Origin of the sequence: Amycolatopsis sp. lyj-112, assembly GCF_046549055.1 — a bacterium.
Classification (GTDB): domain Bacteria; phylum Actinomycetota; class Actinomycetes; order Mycobacteriales; family Pseudonocardiaceae; genus Amycolatopsis.
Genome location: NZ_JAJPWS010000012.1, coordinates 210,841 through 228,987 on the forward strand (window position 1 = coordinate 210,841; position 18,147 = coordinate 228,987).

Consider the following 18,147-nt stretch of genomic DNA (forward strand, 5'->3'; position numbering starts at 1 on the left):
TGGGAGGGTGGTCAGGCGCCCCAGCCGGCTTGCTCACCGTCCGCCCGCTCGGCCACGATCTTCGCCTGGTAGCCACTCCGGTGGTAGGCGGCGATCGGATCCGGGTCCAGTCCCGCTTCGGTACGCAGGTCCGCGAGCAGCGGCCGGACGTCGGTGTTGTAGGCGTCCATCAGGACCGCGTTGGCCCGGAGCACGTCGCCTTCCTGCTGAGCCACCCGCAACACGTCGCGGTCCACGAGCAGCGCCTTCGCGGTGGCCTCCTGGACGTTCATCACCGACCGGATGATCGCCGGGATCTTCGCCTCGATGTTGTGGCACTGGTCCAGCATGAAACTGATCCCGTACGCCGGGTCGAGCGCGCCGCCGCGCACGATCTCGTACATGATGCGGAACAGCTGGAACGGATCCGCCGCGCCGACCATGAGATCGTCGTCCGCGTAGAACCGGGAGTTGAAGTCGAAGGCGCCGAGTTTCCCGGCCCGCAACAAGAACGCGACGATGAACTCGATATTCGTCCCGGGCGCGTGATGCCCGGTGTCGATGCAGACCGTCGCCTTTTCGCCCAGTTCGAGGCAATGCGCGTAGGACGTGCCCCAGTCCGGGACGTCCGTCGCGTAGAACGCGGGCTCGAAAAGCTTGTACTCCAGCAAGATCCGCTGGTTCTCACCGAGCCGGTCGTAGGTCTCGCGCAACGCCGCGGCCAGCCTGTCCTGCCGGTCACGGAGGTCGTCCTGGCCCGGATAGTTGATGCCGTCGGAGAACCACAGCTTCAGGTCGCGCGAACCCGTGGCGTCCATGATGGCGATCGCTTCGAGCAGATGATCGGTCGCCTTGCGGCGGATCCCAGCGGCGGGATTGGTGACCGAGCCAAGTTTGTAGTCCTCGTCCTGGAACACGTTGGTGTTGATGGCACCGATCGTGATGCCCTGGTCGCGTGCGTAGCCGGTCAGCGCGGCGAAGTCGTCGACCCGGTCCCAGGGAATGTGCAGCGCGACGCTGGGCGCGATCCCTGTGAAGCGGTGCACGGTGGCGGCGTCGGCGATCTTCTCCTCGGCGGTGCGCGGGACACCGGGCTGCGGGAACACCTTGAAGCGGGTGCCGGAGTTCCCGAACGCCCACGAGGGCGTCTCGATCCGCTGCGCGGCCAGCGCGGCTTTCACGGCCTTGACGTCGGGCAAGTCGATCACGCCTTTCTTTGTCACGCGCGGCGCACGGTCAGAAGTTGAACTTGTCGATGTTGTTCGCGTCGAACACCGTCGGCGGGCCGAGGACGATCTCGCCGTTCGCGCCGACGGTGTACTCACCGAGCTTGCCCGCCTTGAACTTCTGGCCCTCGGCGCCGGTGATCTGCCCCGAGCTCAGGGCCACGCCCGCGTATGCCGCGAGGTAGCCGATGTCGGCCGGGTTCCACAACGCGAACTGCTTGACCGTGGTGTCCTTGACGAAGGCCCGCATCTGGTTCGGCGTGCCCAGCCCGGTGACCGCGACCTTGCTCTTGTAGCTCGACGAGCTGATGTACCTTGCCGCGGCGGCGATCCCGACGGTGGTCGGGGCGACGATCGCCTTCAGGCTCGGGTACGACTGCAGCAGGCCTTGCGCCTCCTGGAACGACTTCTGGTCGTCGTCGTTGCCGTAGGCGACCTTGACCAGCTTCAGTTTCGCGTACTCCGGCTTGGCCAGCGTCTGCTTGGCCACCTCGATCCACGCGTTCTGGTTCGTGGCGTTCGGGGTCGCGGACAGGATGGCGATCTCGCCTTCCCCGCCGGCGAGTTCGTTCGCCATCTTCACCAGCTGCTCACCGATGCCCTGCGTGGTCGCCTGGTTGATGAACACGTCCCGGCAGTCCTTGGCCGCGTCCGAGTCGAACGCGACGACCTTGATCCCCGACGAGCGCGCCTGGCTCAGCGACGGGCAGACCGCGTTCGGGTCGTTCGCCGCGATGCCGATGACGTCCTGCTGTTGCTGGATCAGCGTGTTGATGTAGCTGACCTGGGACGACGCGCTCGCGTCGTTCGGGCCGACGAGTTTGTACTCGCCCTTGAGCTCCTCCAGCGCGGTCTTGCCGCCACCGACTTCGATGTCGCTGTAGGGGTTGTTGAGCTGTTTGGGCAGGAACGCCATCTTCACGCCCTGTTTGAGCGCGGCGTTGGGATCCGCGGCGCCGGCGGATTGCTGAGCACCCGTGTCGGCGGTGTCGTTCTTGGTGGTACCACTACAGGCGGTCAGCGTCGCCGCCATGGCCACCGCGAAGACGCCGGTGAGAAGTCGACGTTTCATGGTCGTCACCTTTCTGGGATATCGCCGGCGATACGCCGCCGGCGCCGGATCGCGGTGCGAGCCGAGGACAGGATGTTGGGCAGCAGAACCGAAACGATGAGAAGGACGCCGGTCACGACGTTGAGCGCCTCGTTCGAGACGTCCTGCAGGCGCAACGCGTTCTGCAGGGTCGCGAGCAGCACCACCCCGGCGAGCACACCGGGCAAGGTGCCCTTGCCGCCGAAGATGGAGACCCCGCCCAGCAGCACGGCGGCCACCACGGCGAGTTCGATACCGAAACCGTTGTCGGCGCGGGCGCTGGAATACCGCAGTGTCCACAGCACCCCGGCCAGCCCGGCGACCGCGCCGCCGACGACGTAGAGCCAGAACTTGAGCCTGCCGGTGCGGACACCGGCGAACCGCGCCGCCTGCTCGCTCGCCCCGGCGGCGAACACCGCGCGGCCGACCGGGGTCGCGTGCAGCACCACACCGAAGATCACCGCCAGCACGATCAGCGGGATCAGCAGATTGGGGATCGGCCCGCCGCCGATCGTCCCGGTGATCCAGGACGTGTAGTCACGCGGGAAACCGGCGACGGCCGCGTCGCCGAGGACGACGAACGCCAGCCCGCGATACAGCGCGAGAGTGCCGATCGTGACGGCCAGCGAAGGCAATTTCAGGACCGTGACGAAGAAGCCGTTCACCGCACCGAGGACGGCGCCCAGCACCAGGCACAGCGGGATGATCGTCTCGATCGCCATTCCCTTGTCCCACAACAGGCCCATCACGGCCGAGGTGAGCCCGAGCGTGCTGGCGACGGACAGGTCGATCTCACCGGTCACGATCACGAACGTCATCGGCAACGCGATGAGCGCGACCGGCAGCAGGTCGAGCAGCAGGAAGGTGAAGTTCCGGCCGCTGCCGAAGTTCTCGACCGTCAGCACGGCGACGAGCAGGACGACGGCGGTCACCGCGACCACGGCCGCGTCCCAGCTCGCCAACCGGGACAGCCAGGGAGGCACAGTACGCACAGATGCTGTGTCAGACACGGGAATCCCTCTTCTTCAACGCCTTCGCCACCCGGAAGGCGACCAGCCGGTCGGCCCCGATCGCGAGCAGGATCAGCGCGCCGACGATCGCCTGCTGCCAGAACTGGTTGATGTCGAGCACCGCCAGCGCGGAGCCGATGACCGTGAGCAGGAGCGCGCCGAGGCTCGCGCCCCAGACCGAACCGCTGCCGCCGAACACCGCGACCCCGCCGACCACCACGGCCGCGACCACGGTGAGCTCGTAGCCCGTCCCCGCCGCCGCGTCGATGGTCCCGAACCTCGCGGCGAACAGGACACCGGCGAGACCGGCGAGCGCACCGCTGACGGCGAACGCGATACTGGTGTTGCGGCCGACCTTGATCCCGGCGAGCAGCGCGGCCGCCGGGCTCGAACCCATCGCGTAGAACTCGCGGCCGAGCCGGTAGTTGCGCAGCACCACCCCGGCGACGGCCATCACCAGCACCGCGATCAGGACCAGCCACGGCACGCCGAGGATCGTCGCCGTCCCGAAGTCCAAAAAGGACTGGGGTAGCTCGTCCGCGTTGATCTGCCGGCCCCCGGCCCAGAAATAGCTGACCCCGCGGAACGCGTACAGCGTGCCGAGCGTGACCACGAGCGCGGGCACCTGGCCGAACCGCACCACCGTTCCGTTGACCAGCCCGCAGACCAGGCCGACACCCATCCCGGCCAGGATAGCGGCGATCACCGGCAGGCCCGGGTTGTCTTGCATCAGGGATCCGACGGCGAAGGCCGAAAGGCCCAGCACGGAGCCCACCGAAAGGTCGATGTTCCGGGTGACGACCACGATCGCCTGCCCGACGGCCAGCACCCCGAGGATCGCCGTCCCGAGCAGGATGTCGCGGATGCCTTGCCCGGAAAGGAATCGGGAGTTCTGCGACACGGTGAAGACGACCAGCACGACGAGCGCGAGCACGATCCCCGACTCACGGGCCTTGGTCACGTTCACTTCGCCCCCATCGCCGCGAACATCACGGAGTCCTCCGTCGCTTCGGCGCGCGGGATCTCCGCCACGATCCGGCCTTCCCGCATCACGAGAACCCGGTCGGCCATGCCGAGGACCTCAGGCAGATCGGACGAAACCATCACTACGGCGACCCCGTCCGCCGCCAGCTCCGACATCAGCCGGTGCACCTCGGCCTTGGTGCCGACGTCGATCCCGCGGGTGGGCTCGTCCACGATCAGCACCTTCGGCGTCGTCGCGAGCCACTTGGCCAGCACCACTTTCTGCTGGTTGCCGCCGGAAAGCGTGCCGACGGCGTCACCGAGCCCGCCGAACTTCGTCCGCAGCCGCTTCGTCCAGTCCAAGGCCTCGCGCCGCTCGCCCCGGCCGGACAGGAGACCGAACCGCGCGAGCGCGCCCGACCGCGGCAGCGTCACGTTCCGCTCGACCGACAGGTCCATCACCAGACCCTGTTGCCGCCGGTCTTCCGGGACCAGCGCCATCCCGGCGCCCATCGCCGAACGGACGGAGAACGGGCGGAGCTTCCGGCCGTTCACCCGCACGACGCCCGAATCCCTTGCGTCCACCCCGAAAACCGCCTGCACCACCTCGGAACGCCCGGAGCCGACGAGGCCCGCGAACGCGACGATCTCGCCTGCCCGGACGGAAAAGGACACGTCACGGAAAACGCCGCCGGATGACAGCCCGTCGACCTCGAGCACGACGGCGCCGGGTTCGACGTCCTGTTTGGGGAACAACGCCTCAAGATCGCGGCCGACCATGCGACGCACCATTTCGTCGATGGTGAGGCCGTCGAGCGGATCGGTGGAGACATGCCTGCCGTCACGCATGATCGTGACCCGCTGGCACAGCCCGGTGATCTCCTCGAACCGGTGCGAGATGAACATGATCGCGGCGCCCTCTTCACGCAGCGAGCGCACCACAGCGAACAGGCGCTCCACCTCGACCAGGCTGAGCGCGGCCGTCGGTTCGTCCATGATCAGCACCCGCGCGTCCGCGCTGAGCGCCTTGGCGATCTCGACGATCTGCTGGTCGGCGATCGAGAGGCCCCGCGCCGGACGGGCCGGGTCGATCCGGACCCCCAGCCTGGCGAACAGTCGCTCCGCTTCGGCCCGGATGGCGGCACGGTCGATCATGCCGAGACCACGGCGCGGGTGGCGGCCCATCACGATGTTCTCCTCGACCGTCAGGTCCGGGAACAACGTGGGTTCCTGATAGATCACCGCGATTCCGGCGGCCTTCGCCTCGGCCGGGGAGCCGAACGACACGGGTTCGCCGTCCACCAGCAGGGAACCGGTGTCGGGCCGGTGGACACCGGCGAGCATCTTCACGATCGTCGACTTGCCCGCGCCGTTCTCACCGACCAGTGCGTGCACCTCGCCCCGATACAGCGGGAACGACACCCCGGCGACCGCCGCGACGGCGCCGAACGCTTTCGAGACACCTCGGACGTCCAATAAGGGAACGTCGCCCGGGTTCTGCCGCCTCACTGCGACCTCCGGATTGAAAGGTTTCATTAACCTGTCGCGGCGACGCTACTATGTACCCGAAACCGAAGTCAATGACGAGCTAAGATCGTTGTTCAGCACTGATTAGTACGTTTCAATTCTGAGGGCGGGAAGCAGGGGGCAGCCATGGCGGCACGCGAACCGAGCGAGATCAGGGCGGCCGGCGTCAAGCAGGTCGCCGCCGCCGCCGGGGTCTCGCTCGGCACGGTGTCCAACGTGCTCAACCATCCCGGCCGGGTCAGCCCCGGCACCCGCACCAAGGTCGAAAAGGCCATGGCGGCACTGGGTTTCGTGCGCAACGAATCCGCCCGGCAGCTGCGAGCGGGGCGCAGCCGGGTGATCGCGTACGTGATGCTCGACGGCCGGAACCCGTTCTTCACCGACGTCGCCGCCGGGATCGAGGACGCGGTGGGTGCGGAGGACCTGTCCCTGTTCCTGTGCAACAGCGCCAACCACGCCGGGCGGGAGAACGCCTACCTGGACAGGCTCGAGGAGCAACGGGTGCAGGGCATCCTGATCACCCCGACCGACCCCGGCTCCCCCGCCCTCGACCAGATCGCACGGCGGGGAACACCCGTGGTGATAGTCGACCGCACCCGGAGCGACGCCACGCTCTGCTCGGTCGCGGTCGACGACGTCCACGGCGGGGAGATCGCCGTGCGGCACCTCCTCGAACAGGGCCACGAACGGATCGCCTTCGTCGGCGGCAGCACCGAGATCGGCCAGGTTCGCGATCGCCACGACGGCGCGCTACGTGCCCTGCGCGACGCCGGGTTCGGCCCCGAGAACCTGGTCCGGCTGAGCACGGACGAACTGACCGTCGCCGAGGGAAGCGAGGCGGGCAGGCGTCTCGCCGGGCTCCCGTCCTCGCGGCGGCCCACCGCCGCCTTCTGCGCCAACGACCTTCTCGCGCTCGGCCTGCTGCAGGCCTGCGCCGGCCTGCGGATCCGGGTGCCGGACGACCTGGCCATCGTCGGCTACGACGACATCGAGTTCGCCGCCGCGGCCACGGTCCCGCTCACCTCGGTCCGACAGCCCCGCCAGCTGCTCGGCCGCACGGCCGCCGATCTGCTCGTCGAAGAGACCACCGATCCCGGTCACGAGCACCAGCAGGTCACCTTCACCCCGGAACTCATCGTCCGGGCCTCGTCTTCCCCGGCGGAATGATCAGTTCACCACCAATCAATCAGGAGCCCGGAAATCCGCTTCGGGCTTCGGCGCGGCCACCCGGCGCGGGCCCAGTGTGGCGCCCGCCGCGACGGCGAGGCCGATCGCGGCCGCCTGCCCCACGGTCAGGAGCCCGGCCAGTGACTCGCCCTGACTGAGGCTGAGCAGGCCTTGGTAGATCGTCGATCCCGGGGCGAGCGGCGCGATGCCCACCACGATGTGCAGCACCGGCGGCACGTCGAACCGGCGGGCGACGATCTGGCTGGTCAGGCCGACCACGACCGCGGCACCGGCGGCGGCCAGCACCGGCGGGCCACCGAGTTTCTGGGACAGCAGGAGGTACACCGTCCAGCCGACCGCTCCGGTGACACCGGAGCTCAGCATCAGCTTGGGCGAGGACTGGGTCACGGTCGCGAAGCCCACGCAGACGGCCGCGGCGGCGGCGCCGATGAAGGCGAACTGCTGCCATTCCTGGGCGGCGCGAACGGCGAAGGGTGCCAGCGGGACGTGCACGCCGCACTGGACGGCGACATAGAGCGCCACCCCGACGCCGCCGACGATCGCGAACGTCTGGATGGCCGCGTCGAGGATCCGGGCGGAGGCGGTGATGAAATAGCCGGCGATGGCGTCCTGGACCCCGGCGACGAAGGCCAGGCCGGGAAGCAGGACCACGATCCCGCCGACCACCACGAGTGAGGACTGAGTGGTCAGCTCGGTGAGCTGGAGCAGGGTCGCGACCACAGTGGACAGTGCGCCGCCCAGCACACACTGGTAGAACCGCTGCACCCGGCGCCCGCTCAGCCACCGGTTCAGCAGCTCGACGACGATCGTGGTGGTGAAGGCCGCGGCGAACACCACCGCGCCGCCGCCCAGCATCAAGGTGAAGGACGCGCCGGTCACGGCGAAGGCCAGCGCCACCAGCCATGGCTTGTACGGCGGCGGACTCGATCGCATCCGGTCCAGCGCGGCGAGCGCCGCCTCCGGCCCCACGACCCCGGCCCGGATCCCGGCGACGAGCCGGTGCACCGACCGCAGCCGCGCGTAGTCCAGGCCGTACTCGCCGACCAGCCGGACCTCGGTGATCGGCAGGGTCTCCGGGGACGAGCGGTACGAGACCATCAGCGACGTGGACGTCACGTCCGCGACGCACTCGGGCAGGGAGTAGGCGTCGGCCACCGCTCCCATGGTGGTGACGACCTCCGCGGCACCCGCGCCGGAGAGCAGCAGCAGTTCGCCGGTCTCCACGATGACCAGCAAGGCTCGCGCCAGGTCGGCGTCGCCACGCGCGTGCACACTGTCCCCTGTTCATCGCCGGATGTCGGAGGAGATCATCCCTTATGGACACCGGCGCGCGCCTGTTGACACCGGTTTGTCCGGTCAGGTTCGACCGTTTTCCTTGACAGAAGCACTTCGGTGACGCGACGCTGCTTTGACTACCGCATTGAAACGTTTTACTTCCGACGTCTGAATCGGGGAATTCGTTGCGTAGACGGGACTTTCTGAAGAGTTCGGCGGTCGGGGTCGCCGCGACGGCCGTGACCCCCGCGATCGCCGAGGCGGAGCAAGAGGCGCCTGGTGGCCGCTTGCGGGTCGAGCGGACCAGCGTCGAGTACGCCGAGACACTGCTGGGCACGGACACCGCGGCACCGCGGCTGTCCTGGGTCCTCACCGCGGGCGGGAACCTCGCCCGGCAGACGGCCTACGAGGTCGACGTCGCGGGCGTCTGGTCCTCCGGCCGCGTCCGATCGGCCCAGAGCGTCGGAATCCGTTACGCCGGGCCACCTTTGCGTCCTCGTACCCGGTACAGCTGGCGCGTGCGCGTGTGGGACCAGGACGGAAGGCCGTCGCCGTGGAGCGAATCCCGGTGGTGGGAAACGGCTTTGCTCGGCACGCAGTGGCAGGCGCGGTGGATCGGCGCGACCGCTCCCGAGGCACCTCCCGGATTCGGCGGCGCCTCGTGGATCTGGACCGCCGACACCCAGCCCGGATCGCGCTGGTTCCGCGGCACGATCACACTGCCGTCCGGGGTGACCCGTGCCCGGCTCGTGGCCACCGCCGACGACGATTTCACCCTGTACCTCGGTGGCACACAAGTACTCCAGGCCCCGGAGCAGGTCGACGGCTGGAAGATCGGCCATTCGGCGGAGGTCACCGAACACGTCCGTGAGGGCGAGCTGGTGCTCGCCGCGGTCGCGACGAACCGGGGAACCGCGCCGAACCCGGCGGGCCTGCTCGTCCGGCTGCTGGTGGACTTTTCCGACGGCCACCAGCGGGAACTGCTCACCGGCGCCGGCTGGAAGGTCTCCACCGAGGAGCAGACCGGGTGGCGGGAAACGGGATTCGACGACAGCGCCTGGCCCTCCGTGACCGTGCTGGCACCCTACGGCCAGGGACCCTGGGGCGCCAATGTGTCGGTCGCGGCGCGTGAGAACCCGGCGCCGTTGCTGCGCAAGCAGTTCTCCCTCGGCAAGCCGGTTACCCGGGCCCGGCTCTACATCAGCGGGCTCGCTTACTACGACGCGGAAATCAACGGAAAACGCATCGGTGACCAGGTTCTCGATCCGGGTTTCACCGACTACGACGACACCGTGCTCTACGCCGTGCACGACGTCACCAAGCTCGTCACCAGGGGAGCGAACGCTTTCGGCGTGACGCTCGGCCGCGGCTTCTTCGGGATGGTCTCGCCGAACGTCTGGCGATGGGAGCGGCCGCCCTGGCACGGTGAGCCGAAACTGCTGGCACAGCTGGAGATCGATCATCCGGACGGTTCCCGCACCGTCGTCGGTTCGGATTCCACCTGGCGGATGCTCGAAGGGCCGACGCTCTCGAATTCCCTGTACACCGGGGAAACCTACGACGCGAGGAAAGCGCCGCGCGGCTGGTCGAGCCCCGGCTTCGACGACCGCACCTGGCAGGCTCCCGCCGTCCAGGCCGCCCCCAAGGGACGGCTGCGGGCCCAGCAGCACGAGCCGATCCGCACGGTCGCCACGGTGACGCCGACGGCGATCACCGAGCCTCGTCCGGGCGTGTACGTGGTGGACATGGGACGCACGATGTCCGGCTGGGCAAGGCTTTCCGTCACCGCCCCGGCGGGCACGGTGGTCCGGATGCTCTACGGCGAAACGGTGAATCCCGACGGCACGGTCCACATGGTCAACGGCCACGTGTCGGGCGGCCGCGTCCAGCTGGACGAATACGTCTGCGCGGGAGGACGCGAGAGCTGGGAACCCCAGTTCTCCTACAAGGGTTTCCGGTACGTCCAGGTGACCGGGACGGCGGGCAGGCCGGACGTCGTGGGCAGGCTCGTGCACTCGGATGTCCCCGAGGTCAGCACTTTCCGGTGCTCGGAGCCGATGTTCGAGCAACTGGACCGCGCGATGCGGCGCACCGTCGTGAACAACCTCCACGGTATTCCCACGGACACCCCGACCTACGAGAAGAACGGCTGGACCGGCGACGTCCAGGTCGCGCTGCCCGCGATGCTGCACGAATTCGGCCTCGCGCGGTTCTTCACCAAATGGGCGGGCGATCTCTCCGACAGCCAGGACCAGGCCGGGCAGCTTCCGGTGATCGTGCCCAGCGGCGGGTGGGGCTACCGCGAACTCGCCCCCGCGCCCGAATGGACGACGGTCTATCCGTTCCTGCTGCGTGAAATGTACCGGGTGTACGGCGACGAGCGGATCATCGCCGACCACTGGCCCACGCTGATCCGGTACCTCGACTGGGAAATCGGGCGGTTGCGAGACGGGCTCGCGGTGACCGCGCTCGGCGACTACCTCGCGCCTGGCACCGACGGGCTCCCGCCGGAGGACACCCGGCTCACCGCCACCGCCTACCTCTACCGGAGCCTGCTGGACACCGCCGAAATCGGGGATCTGCTGGGACACGGCGACGTGCCGGCCCGGTACCGCTCGGTCGCCGCCGGCCTCAAGACCGCGTTCAACGCGGCGTTCCTCGACGGGCACTACCGGACGGCGAAGGATCCGGGCTACCGGCAGACGTCGAACGCCGTCCCGCTGGCCTTCGGCATGGTCCCGCCGGGATCGATCGCCACCGTGGCCGCGAGCCTGGCCGATCATCTGCGCGCCAACGGGAACCACCTGAACACCGGCGCGCTGGGCACGAGCGTCCTGCTGCGGGCGCTGACCGACAACGGGCACGCGGACGTCGCCCACGCGGTCGCCACCGAACGGACCTATCCGAGCTGGGGCCACTGGCTCGACAACGGCGCGGACACCATGTGGGAGATGTGGGACGCGGGGACGCGTTCGCGCAACCACTATTTCAAGGGCACCATCACGCAATGGCTGTACGAGAACGTCGCCGGGGTCCGTCCCGGTGACGCCGGCTACCGGACGTTCACCGTGCGGCCGGACGCCACCGTTTCCCTGAACTGGGCGCGGACCGAGATCGACACCGTGCGCGGCCGGGTGTCGGCGGGCTGGGCGAAGGTGGGCGACACGTTCCGCCTGACCGTCGACGTCCCCGTCGGGGCGACCGCCGAAGTGCACGTTCCGGCCACCGGCCGGGACGCGGTGGTGTCCACTCCCGGAGCGGAATTCGTCCGGCAGGACCGGGGTTTCGTGGTGCTGCGAGCAGGCCACGGTCGCTGGCAGTTCACCACGAGGTGACGGTGAGCGATGCCTGTGGCGCGCGTCACGGAATGTCCGTCGATCTTCGGCGCTACACAGAAGTAGCAACCGTTCGTATCCAAGGGAGTGCCATGTCCGCCACCGCCACGCCGGAAGAAACCACCGCTCTGGCCGTCCCCGCGCTCGACGACTTCGACTTCCCCCTCACCGACGGAGCCGCCTGCCGCATCGAGGACCCGGACTGCGAAGCCTGCCAGTGAAAGCAGGGGCCGGGCCGCCGCGGCCCGGCCCCTTCCGCGGTGCTCGGCGGCGAGGACGACTACGAGGTAGCGCGAAGCAGGCGCTGCCCGGTACGCGCGACGTAGTCCCGGAAGTCCGCGGGCCCGACCACGGTGAAGCCGAGGTCGGTGAGGGTCAGGACGACGGCCAGCCACTCGAAGGAATCGACGTGGGCGACATACCGGCAGCTGTGCTCGTCGATGGCTTCGAGTGTGCCGTCGACGCGGTGCAGGCGTGCCGCGGCGTCGCGCACGTCGGTGTGCAGGGTCAGCGTGACCTCGAGCGATTTCGGGCCGTCGAAGCGCTCACGGAGATGTCCGGCGAGGTCGTCGACGGGGAGGGCGCGCGGCTCGAAGGCCACGTCGTCCGTTCGCGGTCCGGTGATCCGATCGAGCCGGAAGCTCCGCCAGTCCTGCCGTCCGAGGTCCCAGGCGTAGAGGTACCAGCGCCGGCGTAGCTGGACGAGCCGCATCGGTTCGACCGTCCGGAACGACGGCCCGTCCTTGGCGTTGTAGGCGAATTCGAGGCAGCGGCGAGCCGCGATGGCCGAAGCGGCGACGTCCAGCACCGTGGCGTCGGCCTGGGGTTGGTCGCTGCGGCCGAACTCGACCGCGGCGAGCACCTCGTCGGTTCTGCGGCGCAGGGCGGCGGGGAGGATGCGGCGCAGTTTCGCGGCGGCGCGTTCCGCGGACTCGGCGGTGAGGTCGATCCCGGTCCCGCCCGCGGCCGCGAGGCGCAGGCCGAGCACGGTGGCGATCGCTTCGTCGTGTTCGAGCATGAGCGGGGGCAGCGCGGCTCCGGCGACGAGCCGGTAGTGGCCTCCCGGCCCGCGCGAGCTTTCCACCGGGTAACCCATGCCTCGCAGGTGGTCGATGTCCCGCCGGAGCGTGCGCGAAGGCACCTCCATCGCCGCGGCGAGGTCGACGGCGGGCCAGTGGCGCCCGGACTGCAGAAGGGACAGCAGCCGGAGCATCCGCTCTCGGGGTGTCGTCACATCGATCCCTCCCGGATAATTGTGGCCGCTATCCGGCCACATCTCATCGTAGCCTGCGGAGATGAACGAACGAGGCCGCTGGATCACGGTCGAAGGAGCCCGGACGCACAACCTGCAGGACGTGTCGGTGCGCGTGCCGAAGCACCGGCTGACGGTGTTCACCGGGGTATCGGGATCGGGGAAGTCTTCGCTGGCGTTCGACACGATCGCGGCCGAGGCCGAGCGCCTGGTCACCGGGACCTATCCCGCGTTCGTGCGAAACCGGCTCCCCCAGCACCCGCCGGCGGACGTCGACCGGATCGACGGGCTGGTGTTCACCACGATCGTGGATCAGCGGCGGTTCACCGGGAACGCGCGGTCGACGGTCGGCACGGCGAGCGACATCGCGCCGCTGCTGCGGCTGCTGTTCTCCCGTATCGGCAGCCCGGCCGCCGGGTTCTCCCCCGCGTATTCGTTCAACGACCCCAGCGGGATGTGCCCACGCTGTGAAGGGCTCGGCGTGGTCGACGACATCGACCTCGACCTGCTGCTCGACCGGTCACTGAGCCTGCGCGACGGCGCCGTGCGGTTCCCGACGTTCGCTCCCGGCACCTACCGGTGGAAGCGGCTCATCCACTCCGGGCTCGCCGACGCCGACGTCCCCCTGGAGAAGCTCCCCGCCGCGAAGCTCGACGCGCTGCTCAACGCCGAGGCACTCCGGCTCGCCGACCCCGATCCCGAGTACCCCGATCACGGCGTCTTCGACGGCGTCCTCCCGCGGCTGAGGGACTCGTACCTGCGCAAGACGCCGTCGCGTCTCACCACCGAAGAGGAACAGGGGCTCGCCCGAGTCGTCACCCACAGCACCTGCCCGGACTGCGACGGCGCCCGCCTCACCGAGGCCGCGAGGAACAGCCTGATCGACGGCCGGTCGATCGCGGAGTGGTCCGACCTGCCCGTCGGCGACCTGCGTGACGTCGTGACGGCCGTGCACCACACGTCCGTGGCACCGCTCCTGCAGGCGATCCGGGAGCGCCTCGACGCCCTGGATTCGGTCGGGCTCGGCTACCTCAGCCTGTCCCGGGAGTCGCGGACGCTGTCCGGCGGCGAAGCCCAGCGGGTCAAGATCGTCCGTCACCTCGGCAGCGGCCTCAGCGACGTCAGTTACGTCTTCGACGAACCGAGCACCGGCCTGCACCCACACGACGTGCACCGGCTCCTCGAACTGCTGACGAAGCTCCGCGACGCGCACAACACGATCCTCGTGGTCGAGCACCACCCCGCGGTCATCGCGGCGGCCGACCACGTCATCGACCTCGGGCCCGGTGGCGGCGCCGGCGGCGGGAACGTCCAGTTCGAAGGCGGGCCCGGCGAACTCGCGAAGACCGACACCGAAACCGGCCGCGTGCTGCGTGCCCCGCTCCGGTTCAAGGAGCGAACCCGTGCTGCTCGGGGAACCGTGACGATCGAGAACGCCGTCAGCCACAACCTGCGTGACGTCACCGTCGACGTGCCGCTCGGTGTCCTGACCGCCGTCTCGGGGGTCGCCGGATCCGGCAAGAGCACGCTGATCGCCGACGAACTCCCTCGACGTCACCCCGGCTTCGTCGTCGTCGACCAGGCACCACTGCGCGGTGGCATCCGCTCGACCCCGGCCACCGTGCTCGGCGTCGCCGAACCGCTCCGGGACGCCTTCGCCAAGGCCACCGGCCTCGCCGCGTCGTGGTTCAGCGCCAACGGCCGCGGCGCGTGCCCGGTCTGCAAGGGCAAGGGCGTCATCGTCACCGACCTGGCGTTCCTCGACGACGTCCGGACCGCCTGCGACGCCTGCGGCGGAACCCGGTTCACCCCGGCGGCGCTCGCCGCGACGCTGCACGGCCGCTCCATCGCCGACCTGCTGGCGATGACCCCGGCCCAGGCCGCCGACCTGCTCACCGGCCACTCCGGCATCGCGCGGCGGCTCCGGTGGCTGGACCGGGTCGGGCTCGGCTACCTGTCCATCGGGCAGGGCCTCGACACCTTCTCCGGCGGCGAACGGCAGCGGCTTCTCCTCGCCCGCCACCTCGCCGACACCGGTGACCCGGCCGACCTGCGGATCATCCTGGACGAACCCACCGCCGGGCTGCACGGAAGCGACGTCGACAGACTTCTCGACCTGTGCGACGACCTCGTCGACGACGGCGCGACACTGGTCCTCGTCGAGCACAACCAGCGCGTGATCGCGCACGCCGACCACGTCATCGACCTCGGGCCCGGCGCCGGATCCGACGGCGGAACCGTCATCTTCCAGGGCACTCCGGCCGATCTGGCCGCGGACCCGACGTCGATCACCGGTCAGTATCTGCGCAAGGCCGCTCAAGACGGGACCCAGGACTTCCGCAATTAGTCCTCTAAGGGCGGGAAGGCGGGCTCACTGCCGAGAGCTGATCCGCTCACAGCAGAGAAAGCGGCGGACGGCGCCGGGGCGGCGGCATGGTCGGGGCATGACCGACCACGAGAAGCAATCACTGTTCGACCATCGGCTCCGGGAACGGTTCCTGAGCCAGCGGATCCTGGTCCTCGACGGCGCGCTCGACGACGACAACGGGACGGTGCTCGCCACCCAGATGATGTCCCTCGCCAGCGAGGATCCCCGGAAGGACATCGCACTGTGGATCCATTCGCCGGGCGGTTCGGTCCCGGCGATGCTGGCCATCCGCGACGTGATGCGGCTCGTGCCGTGTGACGTGGCCACGCTCGCGCTGGGGCTGGCGTGCAGCGCGGGGCAGTTCCTGTTGTCGGCGGGTACTCCGGGCAAACGGTTCGCCCTTCCCCACGCCCGGATCCTGATGCATCAGGGTTCGGCGGGGATCGGCGGATCGGCTGTCGAGGTGGAAGTCCAGGCGGACGATCTGCGGCACACCAGGGACACGGTGCTCGGGCTCATCGCGGACGACACCGGCCAGCCGATCGACCGGATCTTCGCCGACTCGCTGCACGACCGCTGGTTCACCACCGCGCAGGCGCTCGACTACGGCTTCATCGACCACGTCGTCGAGGGACTCGGCCAGGTCGTGCCCGTGCGCACCCATCAGCTGGGGCTCGGCACGGAAAGGGTCAGCGCATGAGCACGTACACGATTCCCAACGTCATCACGCGCACCGCCGGCGGCGAACGGATCATCGACGTCTACTCGCATCTGCTTTCGGAGCGGGTCATCTACCTCGGGACCGCGATCGACTCCGGCGTGGCGAACGCGCTGATCACCCAGTTGCTGTACCTGGAGGCGGACAACCCGGAGCAGGAGATCAACCTCTACATCAACTCCGAGGGCGGTGACCCGTCCGCGATGCTCGCGCTGTACGACACCATGCGGTTCATCAAGGCGCCGGTGGCGACTACGTGCATCGGCCAGGCCGTCGCGGCGGGCGCGGTGCTGCTGGCCGCGGGCGAGGCCGGGCACCGCTTCGTGCTGCCCCACACCCGGGTGGTGCTGCACCAGCCCGCGGCGCAGGGCCGCGGCACCATCCCGGACCTCATCCTGCAGGCGGACGAGGTGGTGCGGGTGCGCACGCAGCTGGAGGAGATCCTTTCGACGCATACGGGTCGCGCCGTCGAGGATCTGCGGCACGACACCGACCGGGACCGCGTGTTCGACGCGGCGGGCGCCGTCGCCTACGGCCTCGCGGACAGCGTCCTCGATCAGCGTGCCTGAAGGTTTCAGGCGGCCATGAGCACGGGTCCCGCCGGACGACGCCCGGCGGCGGGGCCCCTGCTCAGGCGGATGTCTCCCGCGATGCCGACGAGCAGGTCCGCCAGGCGGACACCGAGCGCGCCGGTGACCGCGGCGATCATCTCGCTGGACGGCTCCTTGCGGCCGCGTTCGATCTCCGACAGGTACTGCGGCGAGATGCCGGCGCGCTCCGCGATGTCGATCAGGCGGCCGCCTTTCTCCTCCCTGGCGGCGCGCAGGCTCCGGCCCAGCGCCTCGCGCCAGAGCGGCTCCGGCTCACGTTCCGGGCTGGGCGTGCGCTTCGGCTGGAAAGGAAGGATGTCCGCCATACCACCATCCTGACATCGGGCCGTCGTCCAGGACGGCGGTTCCGCTCACGGCGGACAGCGTCCACGGGTAGAAAGGAAGTCCGACTCCCGCTCGAGGAGAACCCCGCGACATGCTCCAGAATCTGCTCACGCCGGAGACCAGGGCCGATCCGTACCCGTTCTACCGCGGGGTGTTCGAACGCGGCCCGGTGCTGAAGCTCAATGACGGGTTCTTCGTGGTGAGCGGGCACGAGGAGGCGGCCGCGCTGCTGCGCGACTCCGCGTTCGGCCACACCGAGCCGGAGGTGCTGGCGAACCCGCACGAGAACGAACCGGTCGACGAGCGGGGCCGGGTTGTGCGGTCGTTCCTCGGGCTCAACCCGCCCGACCACACGCGGCTGCGCCGGCTGGTCTCCAAGGCGTTCACCCCGAGGATGATCGAGCGGCTCGCCCCGCGAGTCGAAGAACTGTCGAACGAACTGGTCGCGAAGGCGCTCGAATCAGGCGAAGTCGACCTGATGCAAGCGATTGCGCGGCCGTTGCCGGTCGTCGTCATCAGCGAAATGCTCGGGGTGCCGCCGGCCGACCGCGGCCGGTTCGAAGACTGGTCGCATGCCATGGGCCGGGCGCTCGACCCGCCCTTCCTGATCTCCGAAGACGCTGCCGCCGCGGCGGTCGCCGCCCGGCGGGAGTTCGTCGCCTACTTCCGGGAACTCGCCCGGGAACGGCGAACGCGGCCGACCGAAGACCTGCTTTCGGATCTGGTGGCGGTCTCCGACGCGGGCGACAAGCTCAGCGAAGGCGAACTGCTGATCACCCTGATGCTCCTCCTGGTCGCCGGGCACGAGACGACGACCAACCTGATCGGCAACGGAACGCTCGCGCTGCTGAACCATCCCGGGCAGTTCCAGGCGCTGGCCGAGGATCGGTCGAAGATCCCGAACGCGGTCGAGGAAATGCTCCGGTACGACTCCCCCGTCCAGCTGACGATGCGGATCGCGTTGCGCGACACCACCGTCGGCGACGTGCCGATCGACCAAGACGCGCAGGTGCTCGTGCTGCTCGGAGCCGCCAACCGCGATCCCCGCACCCATGAGGACCCGGACCGCTTCGACGTCGGGCGCCCGTCGCCGAAGCATCTCGCGCTGGGGCAAGGCATCCACTTCTGCCTCGGTGCCCCGCTGGCGCGGCTGGAAGCCAGGTCGGCGTTCGAAGCGCTGCTGGGCACCGGCCGGACGCTCCGGCTGACGTCCGAGCCGGCTTGGGCGAAGCAAGTGACGCTGCGCGGCCTCGCCGACCTTTACGTCACCTTCGACTGACA

The 18,147-nt window shown here is 69.4% G+C and carries 15 protein-coding genes; 7 read left to right on the forward strand and 8 right to left on the reverse strand.

Features of this window, described 5'->3' with window-relative positions; genetic code table 11:
• Nucleotides 1–11: 11 nt before the first annotated feature.
• Genes rhaI through ACLJRL_RS32180 form a run of 5 tightly spaced genes read right to left on the reverse strand, consistent with a single transcriptional unit; the run spans nucleotide 12 to nucleotide 5,777 of the window.
• The gene (gene rhaI, locus ACLJRL_RS32160) at nucleotides 12–1,187 is read right to left on the reverse strand and encodes an L-rhamnose isomerase (RefSeq protein ID WP_410660088.1); all 1,176 of its coding nucleotides are present in this window, start codon (nucleotides 1,185–1,187) and stop codon (nucleotides 12–14) included.
• Between the two features lie 28 nt (nucleotides 1,188–1,215).
• The gene (gene rhaS, locus ACLJRL_RS32165; RefSeq protein ID WP_410660089.1) at nucleotides 1,216–2,277 is read right to left on the reverse strand and encodes a rhamnose ABC transporter substrate-binding protein; all 1,062 of its coding nucleotides are present in this window, start codon (nucleotides 2,275–2,277) and stop codon (nucleotides 1,216–1,218) included.
• Between the two features lie 5 nt (nucleotides 2,278–2,282).
• Nucleotides 2,283–3,287 carry an ABC transporter permease gene (locus tag ACLJRL_RS32170; protein ID WP_410660090.1) on the reverse strand — a complete coding sequence of 335 codons (1,005 nt, stop codon included), beginning with the start codon at nucleotides 3,285–3,287 and terminating at the stop codon, nucleotides 2,283–2,285.
• A 10-nt stretch (nucleotides 3,288–3,297) separates the two neighbouring features.
• Nucleotides 3,298–4,272, reverse strand: a complete 975-nt coding sequence (locus tag ACLJRL_RS32175) for an ABC transporter permease (RefSeq protein ID WP_410660091.1) — start codon at nucleotides 4,270–4,272, stop codon at nucleotides 3,298–3,300.
• Nucleotides 4,269–5,777, reverse strand: a complete 1,509-nt coding sequence (locus tag ACLJRL_RS32180; RefSeq protein ID WP_410660092.1) for a sugar ABC transporter ATP-binding protein — start codon at nucleotides 5,775–5,777, stop codon at nucleotides 4,269–4,271. The genes ACLJRL_RS32175 and ACLJRL_RS32180 overlap by 4 nt, the downstream gene beginning before the upstream one ends.
• Nucleotides 5,778–5,921: 144 nt before the next feature.
• On the opposite strand from ACLJRL_RS32180, the gene ACLJRL_RS32185 reads away from it, so the two are divergent.
• Nucleotides 5,922–6,962 (forward strand): LacI family DNA-binding transcriptional regulator, encoded by a 1,041-nt coding sequence (locus tag ACLJRL_RS32185; protein ID WP_410660093.1) that lies wholly within the window; start codon nucleotides 5,922–5,924, stop codon nucleotides 6,960–6,962.
• 15 nt (nucleotides 6,963–6,977) lie between these two features.
• Here ACLJRL_RS32185 and ACLJRL_RS32190 read toward each other — a convergent pair whose 3' ends face one another.
• A complete protein-coding gene (locus ACLJRL_RS32190; RefSeq protein ID WP_410660094.1) occupies nucleotides 6,978–8,255 on the reverse strand; it encodes a threonine/serine exporter ThrE family protein in 1,278 nt (425 codons plus the stop codon).
• A gap of 188 nt (nucleotides 8,256–8,443) precedes the next feature.
• Here ACLJRL_RS32190 and ACLJRL_RS32195 point away from each other — a divergent pair, with 188 nt between their 5' ends.
• Together ACLJRL_RS32195 and ACLJRL_RS32200 are read left to right on the forward strand one after the other, a co-directional pair.
• Nucleotides 8,444–11,593 carry a family 78 glycoside hydrolase catalytic domain gene (locus ACLJRL_RS32195; RefSeq protein WP_410660095.1) on the forward strand — a complete coding sequence of 1,050 codons (3,150 nt, stop codon included), beginning with the start codon at nucleotides 8,444–8,446 and terminating at the stop codon, nucleotides 11,591–11,593.
• A 92-nt stretch (nucleotides 11,594–11,685) separates the two neighbouring features.
• Nucleotides 11,686–11,814: a hypothetical protein gene (locus ACLJRL_RS32200; RefSeq protein ID WP_410660096.1), complete on the forward strand. Its 129-nt coding sequence runs from the start codon at nucleotides 11,686–11,688 to the stop codon at nucleotides 11,812–11,814.
• Between the two features lie 59 nt (nucleotides 11,815–11,873).
• Here ACLJRL_RS32200 and ACLJRL_RS32205 read toward each other — a convergent pair whose 3' ends face one another.
• Entirely contained in the window at nucleotides 11,874–12,827 is a 954-nt protein-coding gene (locus ACLJRL_RS32205) for a helix-turn-helix transcriptional regulator (RefSeq protein WP_410660097.1), read from the reverse strand.
• A 61-nt stretch (nucleotides 12,828–12,888) separates the two neighbouring features.
• Here ACLJRL_RS32205 and ACLJRL_RS32210 point away from each other — a divergent pair, with 61 nt between their 5' ends.
• From ACLJRL_RS32210 to ACLJRL_RS32220, 3 genes are all read left to right on the forward strand, one after another.
• Nucleotides 12,889–15,192: an excinuclease ABC subunit UvrA gene (locus ACLJRL_RS32210; RefSeq protein WP_410660098.1), complete on the forward strand. Its 2,304-nt coding sequence runs from the start codon at nucleotides 12,889–12,891 to the stop codon at nucleotides 15,190–15,192.
• A 97-nt stretch (nucleotides 15,193–15,289) separates the two neighbouring features.
• Nucleotides 15,290–15,913, forward strand: a complete 624-nt coding sequence (locus tag ACLJRL_RS32215) for a ClpP family protease (protein ID WP_410660099.1) — start codon at nucleotides 15,290–15,292, stop codon at nucleotides 15,911–15,913.
• On the forward strand, nucleotides 15,910–16,500 hold the full coding sequence (locus ACLJRL_RS32220; RefSeq protein ID WP_410660100.1) for a ClpP family protease: 591 nt from the start codon (nucleotides 15,910–15,912) through the stop codon (nucleotides 16,498–16,500). The genes ACLJRL_RS32215 and ACLJRL_RS32220 overlap by 4 nt, the downstream gene beginning before the upstream one ends.
• A 5-nt stretch (nucleotides 16,501–16,505) precedes the next feature.
• Here the strand turns inward: ACLJRL_RS32220 and ACLJRL_RS32225 are convergent, their stop codons facing one another.
• Complete coding sequence (locus ACLJRL_RS32225; protein WP_410660101.1) at nucleotides 16,506–16,847, reverse strand: helix-turn-helix domain-containing protein; 342 nt, start codon at nucleotides 16,845–16,847, stop codon at nucleotides 16,506–16,508.
• Between the two features lie 110 nt (nucleotides 16,848–16,957).
• On the opposite strand from ACLJRL_RS32225, the gene ACLJRL_RS32230 reads away from it, so the two are divergent.
• Nucleotides 16,958–18,145, forward strand: a complete 1,188-nt coding sequence (locus ACLJRL_RS32230; protein WP_410660102.1) for a cytochrome P450 — start codon at nucleotides 16,958–16,960, stop codon at nucleotides 18,143–18,145.
• Nucleotides 18,146–18,147: the final 2 nt, after the last annotated feature.

Coding starts and splice junctions, on each gene's coding strand:
- rhaS (WP_410660089.1), bottom strand. CDS start 2,277: ATGAAACGTCGACTTCTCACCGGCGTCTTCGCGGTGGCCATGGCGGCG.
- ACLJRL_RS32185 (WP_410660093.1), top strand. CDS start 5,922: ATGGCGGCACGCGAACCGAGCGAGATCAGGGCGGCCGGCGTCAAGCAG.
- ACLJRL_RS32200 (WP_410660096.1), top strand. CDS start 11,686: ATGTCCGCCACCGCCACGCCGGAAGAAACCACCGCTCTGGCCGTCCCC.
- ACLJRL_RS32210 (WP_410660098.1), top strand. CDS start 12,889: ATGAACGAACGAGGCCGCTGGATCACGGTCGAAGGAGCCCGGACGCAC.
- ACLJRL_RS32215 (WP_410660099.1), top strand. CDS start 15,290: ATGACCGACCACGAGAAGCAATCACTGTTCGACCATCGGCTCCGGGAA.
- ACLJRL_RS32220 (WP_410660100.1), top strand. CDS start 15,910: ATGAGCACGTACACGATTCCCAACGTCATCACGCGCACCGCCGGCGGC.
- ACLJRL_RS32225 (WP_410660101.1), bottom strand. CDS start 16,847: ATGGCGGACATCCTTCCTTTCCAGCCGAAGCGCACGCCCAGCCCGGAA.
- ACLJRL_RS32230 (WP_410660102.1), top strand. CDS start 16,958: ATGCTCCAGAATCTGCTCACGCCGGAGACCAGGGCCGATCCGTACCCG.